The 21658-nt window shown below is 63.9% G+C and carries 12 protein-coding genes and 2 rRNA genes (1 of these 14 running past the window's edge); 11 read left to right on the forward strand and 3 right to left on the reverse strand.

Features of this window, described 5'->3' with window-relative positions:
- The 6 genes from DGI_RS05610 to DGI_RS17000 form a co-directional block, all read left to right on the forward strand.
- Positions 1–1443 (forward strand): 23S ribosomal RNA (locus DGI_RS05610); it begins 1474 nt to the left of the window's first position.
- Between the two features lie 190 nt (positions 1444–1633).
- Positions 1634–1748 (forward strand): 5S ribosomal RNA (gene rrf, locus DGI_RS05615).
- 267 nt (positions 1749–2015) lie between these two features.
- On the forward strand, positions 2016–3371 hold the full coding sequence (locus DGI_RS05620; protein WP_235619983.1) for an ABC transporter substrate-binding protein: 1356 nt from the start codon (positions 2016–2018) through the stop codon (positions 3369–3371).
- Between the two features lie 2 nt (positions 3372–3373).
- Positions 3374–5260 carry an ATP-binding protein gene (locus tag DGI_RS05625; protein ID WP_021759816.1) on the forward strand — a complete coding sequence of 629 codons (1887 nt, stop codon included), beginning with the start codon at positions 3374–3376 and terminating at the stop codon, positions 5258–5260.
- 27 nt (positions 5261–5287) lie between these two features.
- Positions 5288–6007: a response regulator gene (locus DGI_RS05630; protein WP_021759818.1), complete on the forward strand. Its 720-nt coding sequence runs from the start codon at positions 5288–5290 to the stop codon at positions 6005–6007.
- 29 nt (positions 6008–6036) lie between these two features.
- Complete coding sequence (locus tag DGI_RS17000; protein WP_021759820.1) at positions 6037–7884, forward strand: rhodanese-like domain-containing protein; 1848 nt, start codon at positions 6037–6039, stop codon at positions 7882–7884.
- 1 nt (position 7885) lies between these two features.
- Here the strand turns inward: DGI_RS17000 and DGI_RS05640 are convergent, their stop codons facing one another.
- Positions 7886–8764: a DMT family transporter gene (locus DGI_RS05640; protein ID WP_021759822.1), complete on the reverse strand. Its 879-nt coding sequence runs from the start codon at positions 8762–8764 to the stop codon at positions 7886–7888.
- A gap of 299 nt (positions 8765–9063) precedes the next feature.
- On the opposite strand from DGI_RS05640, the gene DGI_RS05645 reads away from it, so the two are divergent.
- Complete coding sequence (locus tag DGI_RS05645; protein WP_021759824.1) at positions 9064–10422, forward strand: OmpA family protein; 1359 nt, start codon at positions 9064–9066, stop codon at positions 10420–10422.
- A gap of 244 nt (positions 10423–10666) precedes the next feature.
- Here the strand turns inward: DGI_RS05645 and DGI_RS05650 are convergent, their stop codons facing one another.
- Positions 10667–11977: a 4Fe-4S binding protein gene (locus DGI_RS05650; protein WP_021759826.1), complete on the reverse strand. Its 1311-nt coding sequence runs from the start codon at positions 11975–11977 to the stop codon at positions 10667–10669.
- 134 nt (positions 11978–12111) lie between these two features.
- On the opposite strand from DGI_RS05650, the gene DGI_RS05655 reads away from it, so the two are divergent.
- The 4 genes from DGI_RS05655 to DGI_RS05670 all read left to right on the forward strand — a co-directional run bounded on the left by DGI_RS05655 (position 12112) and on the right by DGI_RS05670 (position 17938).
- Positions 12112–14247, forward strand: a complete 2136-nt coding sequence (locus DGI_RS05655) for a molybdopterin-containing oxidoreductase family protein (RefSeq protein ID WP_235619961.1) — start codon at positions 12112–12114, stop codon at positions 14245–14247.
- A 168-nt stretch (positions 14248–14415) separates the two neighbouring features.
- A complete protein-coding gene (locus DGI_RS05660; protein ID WP_021759830.1) occupies positions 14416–16947 on the forward strand; it encodes an ABC transporter ATP-binding protein/permease in 2532 nt (843 codons plus the stop codon).
- Positions 16916–17467 carry a cyclic nucleotide-binding domain-containing protein gene (locus DGI_RS17005; RefSeq protein WP_021759832.1) on the forward strand — a complete coding sequence of 184 codons (552 nt, stop codon included), beginning with the start codon at positions 16916–16918 and terminating at the stop codon, positions 17465–17467. The genes DGI_RS05660 and DGI_RS17005 overlap by 32 nt, the downstream gene beginning before the upstream one ends.
- A gap of 135 nt (positions 17468–17602) precedes the next feature.
- Positions 17603–17938 carry an STAS domain-containing protein gene (locus DGI_RS05670; RefSeq protein ID WP_021759834.1) on the forward strand — a complete coding sequence of 112 codons (336 nt, stop codon included), beginning with the start codon at positions 17603–17605 and terminating at the stop codon, positions 17936–17938.
- A 159-nt stretch (positions 17939–18097) separates the two neighbouring features.
- Here DGI_RS05670 and treS read toward each other — a convergent pair whose 3' ends face one another.
- Positions 18098–21478, reverse strand: coding sequence for a maltose alpha-D-glucosyltransferase (gene treS / locus DGI_RS05675; protein WP_034607795.1), 3381 nt, complete (start codon positions 21476–21478; stop codon positions 18098–18100).
- Positions 21479–21658 lie beyond the last annotated feature (180 nt).

Raw genomic sequence — 21658 nt, forward strand, 5'->3', positions numbered from 1 at the left:
GACCATCCGGCTGTTGGAATAGCCGGTGCAAGCAGGTAGGCCGGACTCCCAGGCAAATCCAGGAGTCTAAAGCCGAGACGCGATGCCGTGACTTCACCGTCTGAAGTGGTTAAGCCCATGCTGCCAAGAAAAGCCGCTAAGTATAGTGTGAACAGACCGTACCGCAAACCAACACAGGTGGGCGGGTAGAATATACCAAGGCGCTTGAGAGAACGCTGGCCAAGGAACTCGGCAAAATACCCCCGTAACTTCGGGAAAAGGGGGGCTTTCTAAGGTGCACATACTTGCTATGGAAGCCTAGGGAAGCCGCAGAGAAATGGCGGTGGCGACTGTTTACTAAAAACACAGGACTCTGCGAAGTCGTAAGACGACGTATAGGGTCTGACGCCTGCCCGGTGCCGGAAGGTTAAGGGGTGGGGTTAGCGCAAGCGAAGCTCTAAACCGAAGCCCCGGTAAACGGCGGCCGTAACTATAACGGTCCTAAGGTAGCGAAATTCCTTGTCGGGTAAGTTCCGACCTGCACGAATGGCGTAACGATCTCCGCGCTGTCTCGGCCAGCGACTCAGTGAAATTGAATTCGCGGTGAAAATGCCGTGTACCCGTAGAGTGACGGAAAGACCCTGTGCACCTTTACTATAGCTTGACATTGTGTTTTGGACATGCATGTGTAGGATAGGCGGGAGGCTGTGAACCAGGCGCGCTAGCGCTTGCGGAGCCACCCTTGAAATACCGCCCTTGCATGTTTAAGACCCTAATCCTACGCCGTTACCCGGCTGGGAGACAGTGTCTGGTGGGTAGTTTGACTGGGGCGGTCGCCTCCCAAAACGTAACGGAGGCATGCAAAGGTTCCCTCAGGCTGATTGGAAACCAGCCGTTGAGTGCAAAGGCATAAGGGAGCTTGACTGTGAGAGAGACATCTCGAACAGGGACGAAAGTCGGTCTTAGTGATCCGGTGGTCCCGCATGGAAGGGCCATCGCTCATTGAATAAAAGGTACGCCGGGGATAACAGGCTGATCGCGTCCAAGAGTTCACATCGACGACGCGGTTTGGCACCTCGATGTCGGCTCATCACATCCTGGGGCTGAAGCAGGTCCCAAGGGTTCGGCTGTTCGCCGATTAAAGTGGTACGCGAGCTGGGTTTAAAACGTCGTGAGACAGTTTGGTCCCTATCTTCTACGGGCGTAGGAGACTTGAGAGGGGCTGCCCCTAGTACGAGAGGACCGGGGTGGACGATCCGCTAGTGGACCTGTTGTCGCGCCAGCGGCATAGCAGGGTAGCTATGATCGGAAAAGATAACCGCTGAAAGCATCTAAGCGGGAAACTTGCCTCAAGATAAGGTCTCCCTGAAGGACCCAGGTAGACTACCTGGTCGATAGGCCGGATGTGGAAGTGCAGCAATGCATGCAGCAAACCGGTACTAATAGTCCGTTCGTCTTCTTACTCCCCAACAATTACTCCATCTCACCTCTTTCCCTATATATCCGCCTCGCCGCGGATCACCTGGGAAATACGCGACGGATACCGCGAGTAATGCTGCAATACGCAGCTCCTCCCCGCTCCCTCCGACGCCAGATGCAGCCCCATCCCTGCATCGATCCCCAATACCGCGGCACTAAAAGGCTTGCCATTTGTCCTGGTGGCCATTGAGGAGGGGTCACACCCGTTCCCATTCCGAACACGGTAGTTAAGCCCTCCATCGCCGATGATACTGCATGGTTGTGTGTGGGAAAGTAGGTCGCTGCCAGGGCATTCCCTTCAAAAAGCTCCCCGTGAATCGCACGGGGAGCTTTTTTTTGTGGCGCACACCCACCACCACCACCTCGCCACCGCCTGACTCCACTCCACTCGACCTCCGCTCGTCGGGCCATGCCGCCCCTGTCGCCCAGCGTGCCCATGCGCAAAATACTTGACCGAATCAGCCTTTCAGCGCACACGAAGGGAAATATCGTTGGAGAGGACGCCCATGATGCAGCGTCGTTCGGTTCCTCTGCCCCATGTTCGGGCAGGCTGGCGTGTGGCGTGGCGCTTGATGTGGCGCCGGCGCAGCTGCGCGGCCCTGCTTGCGTGCATGGCCCTGTTCGCCGTCGGGGCTGGTTGTTCCCCCGAATCTGCCGATGAGTTTGATCCACCCCTTGCGCCGGGTGTCACCACGCATGCGGTGCGCATCGGGTCTTCCCTGGCCCTCACCGGCCATGCCAGCTTTCTGGGCCTGCAGACGCTGCAGGGAGCCAATACGCTGCTGCTGGAGGTCAACGAGCAGGGCGGCGTGCATGGCCGGCAGATTGAGCTGGTGGCCCAGGATGACGGCTACGATCCGCCGCGCTGTCTCATGAACACCCAGCACTTTCTGGTGGAGCAGAACATCTTTGCCCTGTTCTGCTACGTGGGCACCCCCACCACGGTGAAGATTATCCCCCTGGTGCAGCGGGCGCGCATTCCCCTCATCGGCATGTTCACCGGCGCAAAGGATTTGCGCGAGCCATTCAACCGGTACATCATCAACGTCCGCGCTTCCTATTACCAGGAGACCGGCGCCGCGGTGGAGCACATCGTGGAGCAGCTGGGCATGCGCAAGATTGCCATCTTCTATCAGTACGACGCCTATGGCCTGGACGGCCTGCGCGGCGCAGAGCTGGCGTTGCTGCAGTACGACGCCGCACCCGTGGCGAAGAGTTCGTACATCCGCGGCACGCTGCAGGTGGAGCACGGGCTGGAGCGTATTTTGGAGTCCGACGCCGAAGCCGTGATCATGATCGGCACGTACGAGCCCTGCGCCAAGTTCATCAAACTGGCCAAGGCCGCGGGCAAGAATCTGCTGTTTTACAACGTGTCCTTCGTGGGCGCGGAGGAACTGGCCCGGCTGCTGGGCGAGGCAGGGGAGGGCGTCATCGTCAGCCAGGTGGTGCCGCCGCCGGAGCTGCCGGAATCCCGCGAGCTGATGCACGAGGTGCAGACGTACATGGATCTCTCCAGCAAGCACTTTCCCGAATCGCCCACCAGCTCGGTGAGTCTGGAAGGCTATCTCAATGCCCTGGTGCTGGTGGACGGGCTGCAGCGGGCCGGGCCGAATCTCACCCGCGAAGGCTTCATCGATGCTGTGGAAAGCATCCGTGAACGCCGGCTGGGCAAGAATACGGCCATCAGTTTTGGCAAGGATGACCATCAAGGCCTGGACGCCGTGTACTTCACCTGGATTCGCAACGGCAGGCTCAACCTCATCACGGACTGGAAAGAGGTGCGCCAGGTGTTCAAACCGCAGGAGGACGTCGTGTCCTTCCCCGCTGCCGCGGCGGTGGATGTATCGGATGGCAATACAACCGGCGGTCGGCCCGGCGAGACAGATGCCGCCAACGCCAGCGGAGGGCAGTGATCATGCCTGGAGTTCACTTGCCGCTGGTGGGCGAAGTCCGCTTCAATCTTAAGAACAAGATTCTGTTCTCGTCCCTGGCGGTGGTCATGCTGGTAAGCGTGGGCATTGCCCTGGTGGCGCGCTACATTCTCATCTCCAGCCTCACGCGGGAGCTGGAATACCGCGGGCTGGGCATTGCCCACTCCATTGCGGACCGCGCCGCCGGGCTCATCCTCACCCAGGATCAGGCCCAGTTGGTGAGCCTGGCCTTCGAGGCCACCACCGTGGGCGAACGCAAGGATCTGGTGGCCCACATCTACATTCTGGATACGGAACTGCACGTGTTGGCCAGCACGTTCATCAAGCCGTTCGATGACGAGCTGCGCACGGCAAACATCATTCCGCCGGGGCAAAGCCACTCCATCAAGCTGCTGAACACCTTTGATGAACCCACTTACGACGTGGCCGTGCCGGTCAAGGAGGGTATTTACAGTGTGGGCAGCGTGCACGTGGGCCTGTCCAAGGAGCACATCGATCAGATTGTGGGCAAGCTGCGCATGGCCTTTCTGGGGTTCATCGCAGGAATTTTCCTGATCATGACCTTCATTTCGGAGCGTCTGTCCCGGCACATCACCCGGCCCATTCATCAACTCATCCGCCTCAGTCAGGAAATCAGCCGCGACAACCTGGATGTGCGCATGGAGTTCGGTGGCCGCGTGGGGGACGAGGTGATCCAGCTGGCCAACGCCTTTGAGGACATGGTCAAGCACATCAAGGAGTACCGCACCGAGCTGCGACGCTCCCAGCAGAAATACCGCTCCCTGTTCCATTCCGGGCCGGACCCCATCTTCGTGCTGGACTGCGAAACCCTCTCCGTGCTGGACGCCAACCCCATTGCCCTGGAGACTTACGGCTACAACAAGATCGAGCTGTTGGGCGTCTCCTTCCAGGATTTGTCCCCGGAATTTGTGGACGCCTGCCACCCCACCTTTTCCATGGAGGACAAAGACTCCCAGGCCGGCTGCATGTTTCTGCCCAAGGTCATCAATTACAAGCGCGGCGGCGAGGCTTTTTATGTGAACATCCACGCCTGCGCCACCACCTACGAAGAAAAGCCGGCCATCATCGTGTCCACCAATGACATCCAGGACATGATCGAGAAGGATGCCCAGCTCATCCAGGCCAGCAAGATGAAGAGTCTGGGCGAAATGAGCGCCGGCATGGCCCACGAGATCAACCAGCCCCTGAACGCCATCAAGCTTGGCAGTGAGTACCTGCATCTCATCGCTGCCCGGGAGGGTGATATTCCCCGCGATTCCCTGAAGAAGGTGACCGCCGAAATCAGCCGGCAGGTAGACCGGGCCTCGGAAATCATCACCACCCTGCGCGAATTCGGCCGCAAGGCGGATCTGACCAAGGAAAAGATGGAGATCACCAAGCCCATCAAGGGGGTCTTCAACATCCTGGGGCAGCAGCTGGCCCTCTCCAATATCGAGGTGGTCTTCCACCTCGCTCCGGAGTTGCCCCGCATCCTGGCCCACAACAACAGGCTGGAGCAGGTGCTGTTCAATCTGGTCACCAACGCCCGGGACGCTATCCTCGCCAAGGAAACCGCCTGGATCAAGGAAGGCAAGGACGTCGAACAGCTGGAGCGCGTCCTGCGCATCACTTCCTTTGCCCGCAACGGGCGCGTGGGCCTGCAAGTGTCGGACACGGGCACCGGCATTCCACAATCCGTTCTGGATAAAATTTTCGAGCCGTTCTATACCACCAAAGAGACGGGCAAGGGCATGGGCCTGGGCCTGGCGATCTCCTATGGCATCGTCAAGGACTATCAAGGCGACATCACCGTGGAGAGTGTGCCGGGCGAAGGCGCCACATTCACCATGACGTTCCCCGCCGTCCCCTGACGGTACACCACCTGCAACGAGGCGCGCATGCGAATCCTGCTCATCGATGATGAACGACCCACCCTGGACATGATGCAGCTGTTCCTGGAGGCGTACGGCTATGAGATCCTCACGGCCGAGAACGGCGAAGAGGGCGTGGCCATGTATCAGCGAGAGCGGCCGGAGGTGGTCATCACGGACATCAAAATGCCCGGGATGGACGGCATCGAGGTGCTGACGCGAATCAAGGCCCTGGATCCAGTCACGGAGGTGGTGGTGGTCACCGGTCATGGGGACATGGATCTGGCCATCCAGGCCCTGAACCTGAACGCCGCGGATTTCATCAACAAGCCCGTGCAGAAAGACGCCCTGGAGGCGGCCTTGCGTCGCGCCCAGGAGCGCATTTCCCGCCATCTTGGCGCGGAAAATCGCGTCAGCATGGAAGATCGTGGCCCGGTGACCGTGCTGGAAATCCAGGGCAACATCACGTCGCGTTCGGAAACCGTGTTGCAGGACGCCTACAACTCGCTGATCGCCTCGGAAAAGCAGCGCGTGGTGCTCAAGCTGCAGGAGACGGCCACCATTAACGGCGCAGGCATCGCCCTGTTGACGCAACTGCTTATGGAAGGGGCCCGCAAGGGGATGAAGGCCGGCATTACCGGCATTTCGGACAATTTCCGGCGGGTGTTCGAGGTGGTGGGCGTCACGCGGTTCGCCACGCTCTATGAGGGTGAGGAAGAGGCGGTGGAGGCGTTGTCTCGGCTCTGATGCCAGATGTCGGGCTGGCGACTGGGGGAATGGCCTTGTCAGATTCGCCGCACCAGATTTCCTCGCTGCAGCGCAGTGCAGCAGTGTCCGTTGGCGAGGCGGCAGCTCCCTCGTGCGGCTTCCGATTGGACATCCTGGCCGAGGTGCAGCGGGAGCTGACTGCCGCACCGGGCTGGCCGCAGTTTCTGGATGTGTTTCTGCTTTCTGCCATGGGTGCCGTGGGCGCAGCGGCCGGGTTTCTCAGCGTCAAGGCGCGGGACGCCGAGGCGGCCGGCGATGGTGTCATGACGGCAGTGCGCGGCATGGCTGCGCCGGGCCTGGAGGCCATGGCCGCGTGCTTCACGCCGCCTCCTGGCACCGTGCTTGCCGCTCCCCAGGGCGGCCCGGCGCGGGTGCATCTGATCATGCGTGGTCCACCGGGAAACGACCTGCGCGTGCCGGCCAGCACGCGGCTGGTGCTGGGGTTTCAGCTCCCTCCCCGGCCGGGCGAGGACGCCGCCCACTTGAGCGGCGGGCTGCTGGGCCTGGGCGAGCCCGTGCGGGGCGGCACCTATTCCGCAGAAGAAGAATGCTTTTTGTCCCACCTCCTGGATGTGTTCCTCCAGGCCATGGAAACCCGCCAGGCCATGGCACGCGTGCAGGCCCTCAACGCCGGCATGGCCGCTGCCAACAAATCCCTTTCCGCCGCCTTGCGCCAGGCAGCCGAGGCCCGCAAGGCCCTGGACCGTCGCCTGCTGCACCTGCACGCCCTGCACGATGCCGCCCTGGATTTTGCCGCCTGCAGCACCTCCGGCGAACTGCGCAAGGCATTTGCCCTGCTGGCCATGGGCGGCCTGGGAGCCACGGCGGCCGGCGTGCTGTTGCTGGACAGAACCGCCGCCACGGCCGACTGGACCTGCACCGGCCTGGATGTCGCCATCCAGTGCGGCGACCGCAGGCTGGACCTGCGCGAGGCCGAGCGTCTGGTGTACACCGCCCTGACGGCCTGCGGCTTCGAAGGCTTTCAGCACGGCGCCTTTCTGCCCCTCTCGTTCCTGCCGCAAGAGCTGGAGGCAGCCTGGCCGTTTCCGCCGCATCTGGCGGCCGTGTTCCGGCTGGATGATCGCTATCTGGGGCTGGCCCTCACGGCGGCGTCTTTGGCGGAAGTCTCCCGCCAGGAGGACGCCCAGGGGGGGCAGGGCGTTCCGGAATCTCGGGATGAGGACGCCCGGGACGGCGTATCCGGCGAGGCCAATCTGTTTACCGATCTCGGGCGGCTCTTTCTGGTGTACTTCCGGAATGTCATGTCCATGGAAACCATCACCGCCCTGAACCAGGATCTGGCCACCCGCAACGAAGCCCTGGCCCGCACCCTGGAAGAGCTCACCAGCAGCCGGTCCCGGGTGGCGGCCCTGGAGCAGGCCTTTGCCGAGGTCCGCAGCCGGCTTGTGGGGCATGCCCGACGTCTGGCCCGGGCCACGGGCGTGGACGTGGCTGCCATTCTCCTGGTTGGGGCGCTCCTGGGCCTGCTGTTCAACATGGCCAACCCGTACGGCGTGGAACTTGTGCCAGCATCGTTCCATCCGCCGCATCCGGTGCTGGTGGACGCCACGGAGGCCGGACGACTGGCAACGGCGGAGGGCGCGCTGCTCATCGATGCCCGCCTGCCCGAGCTGCACAAGGAGAATCCGCCGGCCGGCGCCGTGAATCTGCCGCCCACCCTGTTCGATTTTCTGTACGCCATGCACCTGGGGCGGCGCGATCTGGACGCCCCCGTGCTGGTGACAGGCCGCACCGTGAGCCGGCATTATGACGTGGAGATTGCCCAGCGCCTGATGGCGCGCGGACATACGCGGGTGTTTGTGGTGCAGGGCGAGCTGTTCGGCGTGGGGCAGTAGCTCAAGCCGTCGTCGAGGTGGAGGCGGCCGGACGTCGCGGCGCACGCTGGATGGTCACGGCCACGGCGGCCAGAATCAGCCCCCCGCCGGCATAGCCCAGCCATCCGAACTGCTCACCAAACATGGCATAGGCCAGCGCTGCAGCGAACACCGGTTCCAGAGTGGCCAGCACTGCGGCCCGGGTGGCCGGCATGTGCGCCAGGCCGATGTAATAAATGCGGTACGCCCCATAGGTGGACAGCACAGCCAGGGCAGCGCAGGCGGCAAGGCCTTCCAGGCTGGGCACGCCGGCAAAGGGCGAGAAGCAGGCCATGGTGGCCAGCCCGGCCGGCATGGCGTACAGGAAGAGGGTGGAGGTCTGATACCGTCCCTCAAAGAGTTTGCCGAAGATGAAATACAAGGCATAGGAAAGGCCGGAGCCCAACCCGAAGAACAGGGCGGGCAGGCCGATGGTCGCGCTGGTGGCGTCCGCCCCGAAGCTCACCCCGGCCACGCCAAGAATGGTCAGGGCCACGGCGATCAGGGTCCGCCGGGTCAGCCGTTCGCCCAGGAGCAGCCGGGAAAGCAGCGCCACCCAGGCCGGCGCGGTGTACAGCAACACCGAGGCCAGGGCCGCCCCGCCGGCTTCCACCGCCTTCATGTACATGCCGAACAGTCCGGCCACCCCGCAGACCCCGAATCCCAGCACAAGCAGCAGATCCCGCCGGGCCACGTGTACCCGGCCGCGCAGCACGGCTTCCCCGCCAAACAGCATCCAGCCGAAGAGGATGCGGTACAAGGCGATTTCGGCCGGCTGCATGCCCGCCGCCATGGCGATCTTGGCCAGGGGGCCGATGCAGCCCCAGAGCAGGGCGGCGGTGATGATGCAAAGTGCTGGCATGGTGGAGCGGTGATGCCTTGGATTGCGGCATCTTGCAAGGGAAAACGGCACAGGCGAGGCGGTTTGTGGTAATTTGACGTCATAGCAGGGCCGACGCGGTGCTTTTTAGGATATATCATGAAAATATCATTGATGAAATTGTGACGAGATCCGCATGCACCACATGCCGTCCAGAAAAGATGCTTGCGAAAAATCCACAGCCGTGATGAATATCGCGATATATATGTCCATTCATTGTTCGCGGTGTTGCCGGACAGTGCGCAGTCGGCATCGGGGGATGCGCACGGGAGGGAAGAATCATGGTACGCTTGTCAGTCATCAAAAAGGGACGGGCTTGTTGCTGGAACCGCCTGTCATCATTGCTGTGGTGTGCGTTGCTGGTGGCGTCATCCGTATTGTTGTACGGGTGCAACCAGCGGAACACGCCGGTCGCGGCGTCCGTTGCGCGTCAAACGCCCACGGCGGCCATGGCCTCGGCGTCCATGACGCGCATTGCGGATGCCGACGGCGACGGCATTGAAGATCGACTGGATCGTTGTCCCGACACGCCTTCTGGCAAGGCGGTGGACAGCGAGGGCTGCATGGTGCCGGTGTTCATGAAACTTGCCCTGCAGTATCCGGACAACGAGAACGGCCTGCCTCCGTACAGCGAAGAACGGCTGGCGGCCCTGGCGACGTTGCTGCGCGAGAATCCCGACATGCGCCTGATCGTGGATGCCCACACCGACAACCGCGGCACGGACGATGCCAACCAGGCCTTGTCCGAGGAGCGTGCCCGGGCCATCAAAAAGGCCCTGGAAGCGCGCCATGGCGTGCCAGCCGACCGCATCGTCGCCCGCGGCCACGGGGCCGCCCGGCCCCTGGTCTCCAATGCCTCGGAGCGTGGCCAAGCCCGCAACCGTCGCGCCGAGCTCGTGCTCTCCGGCACCTGGAAGGCCTACACCGGCGACGATTTGCCCGCCGAGATGATGGCCCTCAACTTTGCGGCCAATTCCAATGTGCTGACGCCGCAATCCCGCAAGTCTCTGGAGGCCATCGGTCGCTACCTGCGCAAGCATCCGGACGTGCAGGCCCGCGTCACGGCCAAGCACGGCGGCGCCGGGGCGGATCAGCAGCTCTCCCTGGCGCGGGCGGAAAGCATCCAGGCCTACCTGTCCAGATATTACGGCGTGGCGGCAGATCAGCTCGCCGTGGAGTTTCTGGACGCCCCCCGCACGGCCCAGGCTGCGCCTGCGTCCCCGGCGCCGGGACCCGCCAGCCCCCTGGCCGCGCGGTATGGCCTGGGCAGCGCCACGGCTCCGGGCGTGCCGGCCGTGCAGGAATTCGGGGCCGTGTGCTTCGATTCCCGGCAGACCGACATCCAGACCGAGGCCGCCGGCGCTGTGGAAGCCCTGGGCCGCATGCTCTCGGTCTCGCCGCACCTGCGGTGCATTCTGGTGGGGTATACGGACAATGTGGGCAGCGACGAAACAAACCTGCGCATCTCCCGCGAGCGTGCGGAAAGCGTACGGCAGTACCTGCTGACAAAATACGACATCAACACCGAACAGTTGGAAGTGCAGGGCCGGGGCAAGGATATGCCCGTGGCCAGCAACGACACCGAGGAAGGCCGCCGGCAAAACCGGCGGGTGGAATTCCGGGTGATTCAGATCCAGTGAGGCGTGGTGCGTCCGCGCGGATGATCTGCCGGCAAGATGGCGACGGCTTCGAGGGGGAGCCGTCGCCATCTTGCCAGGGGCGACAGTGTCGGGCAAGAAGATGGTGCGCGTGCGGTGTGCGGCTTCCGACGCGAACACCCTAGAGCATTTTAATTTTGAAAAANTCTTTGGGAAGGGGGGTCGGGGGAAGAACCTTTCTTCAGAAAGGTTTTCCCCCGACAACGCCGTTCAAAAACAACAGGCGCTACAGCCGGGCCACGGCGGCGAAGGCTGCGTGCAGGCTGATCACCAGGACGATGAACACCCGGCGGGCCGTGCCGGCGGAGAGGCCGGTGCAGCGGTATTCCATGGCCGCATGCCTGCACACGGCCACGCAATCCCCGCACAAGGTGCAGGACAGGCCGGCGCGGCCGCGTTCGATGTCTGCCGTCTCCAGTGCTCCGTACCGACACACCCGGCTGCAGGCGCCGCATCTGGTGCAGCCTTGCCCCATGGCCATGCGCCAGGGGGTGCAGCGGCCCAGCAAGTTGCCCACCAGTCCCATGGGGCACAGCGTCGTGCAGTGGATCATGCTCCCCATGCGGGTGGAAAGGGCCAGCATCGCGCCCACGCCCAGCAGGCCGAATCCCGCGGCAATCCATACTGCCGTGGTCCCCGGCACACCCGCCGCGCGCAGGCCCAGGGCTACGATCACCGTCAACGCCAGCGTCGCGCCCCGCCCCAGCCAGATCCATCGTCCGGCGCTGCCCTTGATGCGGCCTGCCCGGCGCGAGGCCTGATCGTCCCAGGCCCCGATGTAGCACAAATGGCTGCACCAGGCCGGTCCCACCAGCACCACCGTGGACAGGAACAAGATCAGCATGAAGAGACCCTCGCCGCGGAACAATGGCCCGCCGAGGATGAGTGCCGGCACGGGCAGGTGCAGCGTCCCGGTCATCAGGAACACGGTCCAGCCCGCCAGCCCCAACAACAGCTGGCCGAAGAACAGCGCTGAGAAGCCCGCCCAGAGCCAGGGCCGCCAGCGTCGGTGACGGCGGGGATCCAGCACGGCCTGGGCCAGCCAGCCGGCATACCAGGCCATGCCCGCGATCTGCAGCCAGCCCCAGCCCGGGGCGAAGCGGTCCAGCAGCAGGATGGGAAACCCGGCCTTGGCCCGGGCCACGCCCAGGAGCAGGGCCGTAAGGAGCACTGCCCCGGCGCGCACGGCGGCGGTCTCTGCCCCGGTGGCATGGCGTCGCCGCGCCGCCGGCAGGTGCAGGCAGCCCATGGCCGCCACGGTGACCAGCGTCACAGCGGCCATGATCAACGCCAGCCGCTCCCAGGGCGCGTCCATGGCCAGCCGCATGGCCACCAGTCGGGATCCGGTCTGCACCCAGACCACCGCCCCCCAGCCCAGGACCGCCGTGAGCGTCCAGCGGGCCCAGGCCCATCGGGTCCAGGCCAGGGCAATGCAGCCCAGCAGGGCGGCCACCAGACCCAGATCCCCCAGGCGCAGGGTGTGCGCGGCAAACAGCAGCAACGCCAGTGTGACGAGGAGGGGAGTGATCCTGTGCATGGACTGATGGTATCCTGGCGGCCGGGTGCGCGTCCTTGATGTGTGTCAACAAACCAGGCGTTCCGAAACTCTCTTCCGTCCTGACCGGTCCCGTGGCAGGATGGCGGTTCCAGCCCCGCGTGAAGGAGCCCGACATGCCCGATATACCCGACATGCCCGCCGAGATCGTTCGTTCCGCCATCTGCCGCAATTGCCACGGCGGTTGCGCCGTGCATCTGCACCTGGAGGACGGCCGCCTGCGGCGTGTCGTCCCGCGCAAGGGGTCGCCCTTCAACTGCGGCCGCATGTGCGTCAAGGGCGTGGCCACGCCGGAACTCGTGCATCATCCCGACCGGTTGCGCTCGCCGCTCAAGCGCGTGGGCCCTCGCGGGTCCGGGCAGTTCGAGCCGGTCTCCTGGGATGAGGCCCTGGACGCCGTGGCCGGCCGGCTCCGTCGGCTGCGGGAGGTGCACGGGCCGGAAGCCCTGGCCATCGCCCAGGGCACGGGCCGCTATTATTACCTGCATGTGCTGCGTTTCGCCAATACCTTTGGCACGCCCAACTGGTTCGAGCCCGGCCTGGCCAATTGTTTCATCCCGCGCATCACGGCCGCAAACCTCACCTATGGCGGTTTTGTGACCGGGGACTATTACGGCGACACCCCGCCGCAGACCATTCTGTTCTGGGGGCACAACCCGCTGGTGTCCGGGCCGGACGGGGAATTGTCCTTCCCGGTGGCGCAGGCCCTGGACCGCGGGGCCTTCGGCATCGCCATTGATCCCCGTCGTTCGGAAACGGCCCGCCGTTGCGCCCTGTGGCTGCCCCTCCGCCCGGGGACGGATGCCGCCCTGGCCCTGGCCATGTGCCGGGAGATTATCGAATCCAATCTGTACGATGTCGCGTTTGTGGACCGCTGGACCCATGGCTTTGAGGCCCTGCGGCAGCGCGTGGCCCCCTGCACCCTGGCCTGGGCCGAGCAGGTCTGCGGCGTGCCGGCGGCAGACATCCGCGCCGCTGCCCATCGCTACGCCACGGCCACACCGGGCATCCTGGACTGGGGCGTGGCCATGGAACAGACTCCCCACAGCCTGCAGACGGTGCGGGCCATCGCCTGCCTGCGCGGACTGACGGGCAATCTGGACGTGCCCGGCGGGGACATCCTGGGCATGCGGCTGGCGCGACCGTATCCCGTGCGCAAGCAGGATCTGCCGGATGGCATGCTGGAAAAGCGCCTCGGGGCCAGGGAGTTCAAGCTGCTGGGCGGGTTCCACGCCTTCATGCCCTCGGCGCACATTCCGGCGGTGGTCAAGGCCATGGAGCAGGGGGATCCGTACCCCGTGCGCGGCATGTTTATGGTGGGCACCAACCCGCTGACCACCATCGCCAACCCGCGCCGGCTGCGGCAGGCCATGCTGGGGCTGGATTGCATCGTGGCCATCGAACTGTTCATGACCCCGTCCGCCGCCCTGGCCGACTACGTGTTGCCCGGGGCCATGTGGCCGGAGATAGATCAAGTGGTGGAGCTGCCCTTTGTGGCTGGCAACGCTTTGTTTGCCCAGAAGAAATGCATGGAAGTGGCCGGATGCCGGCAGGTGGAGCGTATCCTGATCGACCTGGCCCGCCGCCTGGATCTGCCGGGCGCGGAAGAAGCGCTGGAAGCCCTCTTCGACCAGCAGCTGGCCCCCACGGGCCTGGATTTCGAGGCCCTGGCCGGGCAATTCGTGCACCATCCGCCGTTTGTCTATCATAAATATCAGGAAAAAGGATTCCGCACCCGATCCCGCAAGGTGGAGTTCGTCTCGGGCGTGCTGGATCGGCTGGGGTACGATCCGCTGCCTGCCGCGGCCGAACCGCCGGAAAGTCCGGTCTCCCGACCGGATCTGGTCGCCGAATTTCCGTATCTGCTCATCACCGGGGCGCGGCGGCGGGAGTTCTTCTGCAGCGAGCATCGCCAGGCGCCCAGCCTGCGGCGTCGCCGGCCGGATCCCCTGGCCGAACTGCATCCCGAGGCCGCAGCGCGGGAGGGCATTGCCGACGGCGACTGGATTGTCGTGCGCTCGCCGCGGGGCGAGGCGCGCTTCAAGGCCCGGGTGACGGCGGACATCCGGCCGGATGTGATCAGCGTGGACCACGGCTGGTGGTTCCCCGAGCGCCAGGAGCCCGGAGAGGGCAGGGGGGGCGTGTTCGAGAGCAACGCCAACTGCCTGACCAGTGATGCCCCGCCCTATGATCCGGCCTTCGGATCCTACCAGCTGCGGGGGCTGCTGTGCGCCGTGCGGCGGGAGGCGTAGGACGGACCGGCTGTACCGCGCGAAAAACCCGCAGGAAAACTGGTCGGAAGACTTGCGTTGCATGCCCAAGCAGGGCAGTATTGAACGGGAAATGACAGGCTCTTGTCGCCATATGGGCGAGGGGCCGCCTTGCAGCACAGCACCTTCAGCCAGGGACCCCCAACGCCCATGGTCACCAAAAAGCCTTTGTTCGCCTGGGTCAAGGAAAGCAACGTCAAGCTGCAGCTTCTGTTGCTGGCGGTCATCGGCGTCACGGTTGCGGCGCGGGTGTTCCCCCTGGAGATGCAGAAGAAGATCATCAATGAGGCCATCAGCCTCAAGCAGGTGGAACTGCTGGTGCTGTACAGCGGGCTGTACCTGGCCTCGGTGTTGCTGGCCAGCGGGCTCAAGTACGTCATCACCCTGCTGCAGACGTCCATCGGCGAGCGGGCGTTGCAGAAGATGCGCCAGCAGCTGTTCGAGCACATTCTGACGCTTCCCCTGAGCTTTTTCCGCAAGACCTCGGCCGGCACGGTCATCGCGTCCCTGGTGCAGGAGCTTACGGCGGCCGGCGAGTTCGTGGGCGCGGCCATCGCCATCCCGGTCACCAATATCCTGACGCTGGTGAGTTTCGCCGCGTACATGTTCTACCTGTCGCCCACCATGGCGGCCATCTCCCTGGCTCTGTACCCGGTGCTCATCTTCCTGCTGCCGCCCTTGCAGCGCCGCACCAACAACTGGAACAAGGCCCGTGTGGAATCCACTCGGGTGCTCTCCAACAAGATCAGCGAATCCATTGGCGGCATTCACGAAATCCACGGCAACGGTTCCTTCCACATCGAGAGCCGCAAGTATTTCCGCTATCTGCAGGATCTTTATCGCATCCGCATCACCTGGACGCTGTACCGCCAGGGGGTGAAGGTGCTGAACAACCTGTTCCAGAGCACCGGCCCCTTCCTGCTCTTCCTGGTGGGCGGCTGGCTGGCCATCAACGGCCGCTTCGACCTTGGGGCCCTGGTGGCCTTCCTCTCGGCGTATGAAAAAATCTATGACCCCTGGAAGGAGTTGATGGACTTCTATCAGGTGTATCAGGACGCCAAGATCCGCTACGCCAAGACCATGGAAGCCTTCGACGTGGAACCCGAGTTCATCCTGCAGCCGGCCGATGCGCGGGCCAAGCAGGACCTGGCCGGAGCCATCGAGATCAAGAATCTCGTCTTCGAGGTGGAAGGCGGCATCCGCCTGCTCAACGGCATCGACATGAGCCTGGCCAATGGCGAACATCTGGCCCTGGTGGGCTTTTCCGGCAGCGGCAAGTCCACCCTGGCCCAGTGCATGGGCCAGCTCTACAAATACACCGGCGGCAGTGTGCAGATCGACGGCCGCGAGGTGGCCGACCTGCCCAAGAGCGACGTGGCCCACAACATGGGCTATGTGGCCCAGGCGCCGTTCATTTTTGATGGCACCATCCAGGAAAACCTGCTCTATGGCGTGGAGGCTGACCTGCCCCTGGAGGCCCCGCGAGACGCCCAGGGCCGCATCACCGATCCCGCCCTGCTGCCCAGCCTGGACCGCATGATCGAAGTGGTGCAGCAGACCGGCATCTTCCAGGACGTGCTGCGCTTCGGCCTGAACACCATCCTGGCCCCGGAGCAGGGCGCCCAGGCCGAGCTGCGCAACAAGATCATCGCCATCCGTCAGGACTTCCGCAACGATCATGGGCCGGAACTGGCGGATCACCTGGAATTTTTCGAGGAGGGGCGCTATCTGGAACACTCCAGCGTGGCGGCGAACCTCATCTTCGGACACCCGGTGAAGCCCGAATACGCCGTGGAAAACCTGGCGAAAAGCAGCTTCTTCACAAAATTCCTCGGCGATGCCCAGTTGCGCCTGCCCCTGCTGACCCTGGGCGACGAGCTGGCCCGCCAAACCGTGGACATCTTGGGCGAGCTGCCGGAAGACGCACTCTTCTTCGAGCAAAGCCCCATCCTGCCCGAGGAGCTGGAACGCTGGAAGGAATACGTGGCCCGCGGCCGCGTGACCCTGGCCCAGCTGCCCAGGGAGGAGCAGGATCAGTTGCTGGAAGTGGCCTTGCGCTTCACCCCTGGCCGGCACAAGATGGCTCCCTTCTCCCGCCTGCTGGAAGCCCTGGTGCTGGAAGGCCGTTCCCGCTTCCGCGCTGCCCTGGAAGCCCACGACCCGGGCGCGGTGAGCTTCTACCGGGCCGACGGCTACATCGACTCCCAGCCCATCCTGGACAACATCCTCTTCGGCAAGGCCAAGACCGACCAGCCCCACGTGATGGAGCGCATCCAGCAGGCCATTGTCATGCTGCTCATCGAGCAGGACATGCTGGAGGCCGTGGTCGCCATCGGCATGCAGTTCCGCGTGGGCACCAAGGGCGACCGCCTCTCCGGCGGGCAGAAGCAGAAGCTGGCCATTGCCCGCGCGTTCATGAAGGAGCCGCCCATCCTGATCATGGACGAAGCCACCTCCGCCCTGGACAACCGGTCCCAGTCCCGCATCCAGAACCTCATCGAAACCAAATGGAAGGGCCGCTCCACGCTTGTTGCCGTGGTGCACCGGCTGGACATCATTAAGAATTTCGACCAGGTGGCCGTGATGAAGGCCGGCAAGATCGTGGAACAGGGATCCTATGCCGACCTCATGGCCAAGAAGGGGAGCCTTTATGAGCTCGTTCACGGCGCCCAGCAGCACTGAAGCCGCGTCCAACAGCGCGGCCGAGGGCCAAAGCGAATTCCAGCGCAATCTGGATCAGTACCGCCAAACCTGGCTCTTTTCCGGTCTGGCCCTGGAGCCCCTCAAGCTCCTGGCTTATCTCTCCACGCGGGAGACGCTGAAGCCCGGCGAGCCGCTGTTTCATCGTGGGGAGCTGCCCGCGGCTCTGGCCGTGGTGCTTTCCGGTTCCCTGCACGCCTATGCCGCAGCCGAGGCTCCGGCAGCCGGTGCGCGCGAGCCGGACGTTGCCTTTGGCCCCGGGGATTGCGTGGGCGGTCTGGCCCTGCTGGGCAAGGAGGCGCACAACTACACCGTGGTGGCTGCCGAGCCGCTTTCCTATCTCACACTGACGCGGGAAAAGTTGCAACGGGCCATGCAGCAGTACCCGGAAATCGGCCTGAAGCTGTGCGAGGCCCTGGCCACCCGGGTGAGCCAGTGGGACCGCAGCGCCCTGGATGCCCTGGCCAGGCAGGAAAAACGCCTGGGCGTGTCCTTGTTGTAGAGCACGTTGTTTTTGAAAAGAACTTTCGGGGGAAAATCTTTCTAAAGAAAGGTTTTCCCTCTCGCAATGTCCTTTTTCGAACTGAAAATGCTCTGCCAACCACCGTAGACGCTCTGAGATTGCAAGGGGAAAGGTATGGATTTTGCCCATCGCATGGAAGAAGGCATCTGCATTGTCTCTGTGAGCGGCCGGTTGGATGCGGCCACCTCCGGGACCTTCGGCACCGGGATGATGCAGCTGATCGACGACGGCGTGCTCAAGCTCGCCCTGGATTTGACCACCCTGGAATACGTTTCCAGCGCCGGGTTGCGGGAATTCCTGCGCGCGGCCAAGGCTCTCAAGGCCAAGGGCGGCAGCATGGTTTGCTGTTCGCTCAAGGATTATGTGAAGGAAATTTTCGACATGTCCGGCTTCTCTACCATCATTCCCGTCACCGCATCCCTGGAAGAAGGCCGCAACACGTTGGCGTAGGGAGCGTACTCTTGAACAAGATCCGCGCGAGAGGGGAAACCTTTTTACAAAAGGTTCTCCCCTCTCGCGCTCTCCCCTTCCAAAACTTTCATANATCACAATAACAGTCTTTGGAAAGGGGGTTCTTCCCCCGAGAGTTCTTTTCAAAAACAATGCGCTCTATGTTGGCGTGTGTTGCGCCGCCTCATCCAGCATGGCCAGGCTGGAAGCCAGCAGCGCCGCCACGCATGAGGTTCCGGGGCCGCCTTCCATGGCGATGGCGATCTCCCGGAAACGCCGGTCCATCAGGAATGTCTGGAACAGGAACGCTGCCTCCGCGGCCCGGCTGGGCAGCAGATCCGCGCCGCCATGGTGGCGCCGGGCCGGCTGGTCCAGGGTCTGCAGATAGGCCTGCAGGCAGGTGCCGAAGAGCTGCCGGGTCCAGGCGTCCACCCAGGGAGTCAGCAGCGTGGCGTCCTCGGGCCGGATGGTGCGCAGGCTTGTCAGCAACTCGTGGGAGATGCGCCACAGGGAGCGCTCCAGGTCCGCCATGTCTCGCAGGCAGTTGCGTTTGATGGCGCGTTCGGAAAGGCTCCTGGCCTCGTCGCCGTCCAGATCTGCCAGGAACAGCTCCTTGCCGGTGAAGCGCAGCATCTCCAGCCGGCAATCGCCATGGATGCGGATTTTCAGACAATCCAGCTGCAGATTCGTCAGCTGTTTCAGGTGGCGGATGGCCTCGTTGCGCCGGCCGGCCAGGGTGGCAGCCAGGGCGGCAACCTCCTCCGCCTGCTGCGGGCCATGCCAGTCCAGCGAGGCGCAGGCGTTTTTCACGCTGCTTTGGATGCTCTGAAAAACGGAACGCTGATAGAGGACCGAGAACGGTTCCGGCACAAACCCCCTGCCCAGGACGGGTTCGGCCAGGGTGGTGTGCAGGCAGGCCATGTATTCGCCCAGCCGCAGGAACAGATCATGGACGAAACCGGGAACCCAGGCCGGCGGCGGGGTGGGTTCGGGATTGGTAAAGATGGCCGCATAGCGGCGCGGAGCCGGCGGCTGGGCCAGGGAGGCGCGATCCGAGAGCAGGGCTTCCAGTACGGCCTGGAGCTGATTACGGCACATGTCTGTCAGGCAGGCCTCGGCATGGGGCTGGCGATACAGCGCGGCCATGAGCACGGGCCGCCCCGGGATTGCCCGGTAGGTCAGCAGCCCGTGCAGCTCCGGCACCAGTGGACCGCGACCTTGCAGGGCCTGGAGCATCTCTGCGCCGGGCCGGGGACCGGCTTCGGTACGGCCGTAGATCTTGAGGTGCAGGTCCCCCATTTCCACGCGGGCCATGTGCTGCGGCAGGGATTCGTAGGTGGCCACGGCGCGGCCGCCCAGCGCCTGCAGCGCGCCTTCCTTGTGCGGGCCTTGGTGCAGCCGCTGGATTTCCACCGTGCCGCGGGAGGCCTGGATGCTGCGCGACTGGGCAAAGTGGCGCAAAAATGTCTGGGCCGGGGTGTGGTCCGGCCACCCCTCCCGCAACATGCCCATCTCCTGGCCCGGCTCCGAGAGGAACCGGCACAGGGTCAGCGGCGCGTGCTCCTCCAGCTGGCGCTGGGCATCCTGGCCAAAGTGCGCGCTCACCAGCAGATGCAGGAACACGCTGGGACCGGTGGGGGGATCCCACCGCAGAATCAGCAGCCACACGGGCTGATCGCGTTCGCCCATGGGCAGGGCTTCCAGCAGCTCCAGCCGTCGCAGGTCGCGATGGCGGGAGGTGATGATGCCGCGCCGCTTGAGGTAGTCCGGCAGCACGCGCTCCTCCAGCACGTCCTTGGCCGCACGGTCCAGGAATCCGCCGGGCCTGATGGCAAGGGAGGCCAATGGCGGCTCCACCTGGGCACGCATGCGCTCGGCGGTGCTGTGCTCCAGTTGCAGCAGCAGCGCGCCATGGGGCGTGAGGGTCAGGGTGTACAGCTCCTCGCCAGACTGGCCGATGGAGGGGAACGGGTTGCCGCTGAACAGCTCCAACGGGGTGCAGCGTTTGTATTCCCGCAGATCCAGCCGCACGGCCTGGGCGAAACGGGAAAGATTGACCACCACCAGGATGGATTCGTCTCCATAGCTTCTGATGTAGGCCAGCACATGAGGGTTGGCATGCGGCACAAAGCGCAAGGTGCCGCGGCTGAAGCTGTCGTGTCGCTTTCGGATGGCGATGGCCCGGCGCACCCACCAGAGGAACGATGCCGGGTTGGATTCCTGATTCTCCACATTGACGGCTTCATAATGGTATTCAGGATCGATGATGACCGGCAGATAGAGTTGCTGCGGATTGGCCTTGGAAAAGCCGGCGTTGCGGTCCGCGCTCCATTGCATGGGGGTGCGCACGCCGTTGCGGTCGCCCAGGTAGATGTTGTCGCCCATGCGGATCTCGTCGCCATAGTACAGCACTGGCGTGCCGGGCAGGGTGAACAGCAGGATGTGCAGCAGCTCGATGACGCGTCGCTCGTTGCCCACCAGCGGCGCCAGGCGACGGCGGATGCCCAGGTTGATGCGCGCGCGCGGGTTGGGCGCAAAGCTGCGGTACATGCTGTCGCGCTCTTCGTCGGTGACCATCTCCAGCGTCAGTTCGTCATGATTGCGCAGAAACATGGCCCATTGGCTGGATTCGGGGATGGCTGGCGTCTGCTCCAGGATGTCCATCACCGGAAAGCGGTCCTCCATGCGCAGGGCCATGTACAACCGCGGCATGACGGGAAAGTGGAAGGCCATGTGGCAGGCCTCGCCTGCCTCATCGGGGCGGAAGTAGCGGGCGGCGTCCTCGGGCCACTGGTTGGCCTCGGCCAGGAGCATGCGGTTGGGGAACCGGCGGTCCACATGGGCGCGCAATGCCTGGAGGAACGCAAAGGTTTTCGGCAGGTTCTCGCAGTTGGTGCCCTCGGCTTCGTACAGGTAGGGCACGGCGTCCAGCCGCAGGCCGTCCACACCCAGGCCCAGCCAGAAATCCACCACCTTGAACATTTCCTTTTTCACGGCGGGGTGTTCGAAATTCAGGTCCGGCTGGTGGGAGAAGAACCGGTGCCAGTAGTAGGCCTTGGCCACAGGGTCCCAGCTCCAGTTGGAGGTCTCGGTGTCCTGAAAGATGATGCGGGCCTGGGTGTACTTGTCCGGGGTGTCGCTCCAGACGTAGTAGTCGCGGTGGCTGGAGCCCTTGGGGGCGCGGCGGGCGCGCTGGAACCAGGCGTGCTGGTCGCTGGTGTGGTTGAGGACGAGTTCGGTGATGACCTTGAGCCCCCGCAGGTGGGCCTGCCTGAGGAAGCGTTTGAAGTCCTGCATGGTCCCGTACTCGGGATTGATGCTCAGGTAGTCGGCGATGTCATACCCGTCGTCGCGACCGGGAGACGGATAGAATGGCAGCAGCCAGATGGCGGTGACGCCGAGGTCGGCAATGTAATCCAGCTTCTTGGTCAGGCCGATGAAGTCGCCGATGCCATCGCCGTTGGCGTCGTTGAAGCTGCGGATGTGGACTTCATAAATGAGGGCGTCTTTGTACCAAGTGGCGATACGGTCCGGGGACATGGCGGCTCCTTTGGGGCAGAGAATCGACCCATACCGTACCTGATTCCGACGCAGCTGTCATGCCATGGTGTGCACAGCGAGGGGCGGCGGCGGAGGCAATGAAGCGCAACACGTCAGAGCATCAATCGGCATGGGTACCACGCCGGGTTTGCTGTCTGTCACGTGCCGTCTCGCAATGGA

This window comes from Megalodesulfovibrio gigas DSM 1382 = ATCC 19364 (assembly GCF_000468495.1).
Taxonomy (GTDB): Bacteria; Desulfobacterota; Desulfovibrionia; order Desulfovibrionales; family Desulfovibrionaceae; genus Megalodesulfovibrio; species Megalodesulfovibrio gigas.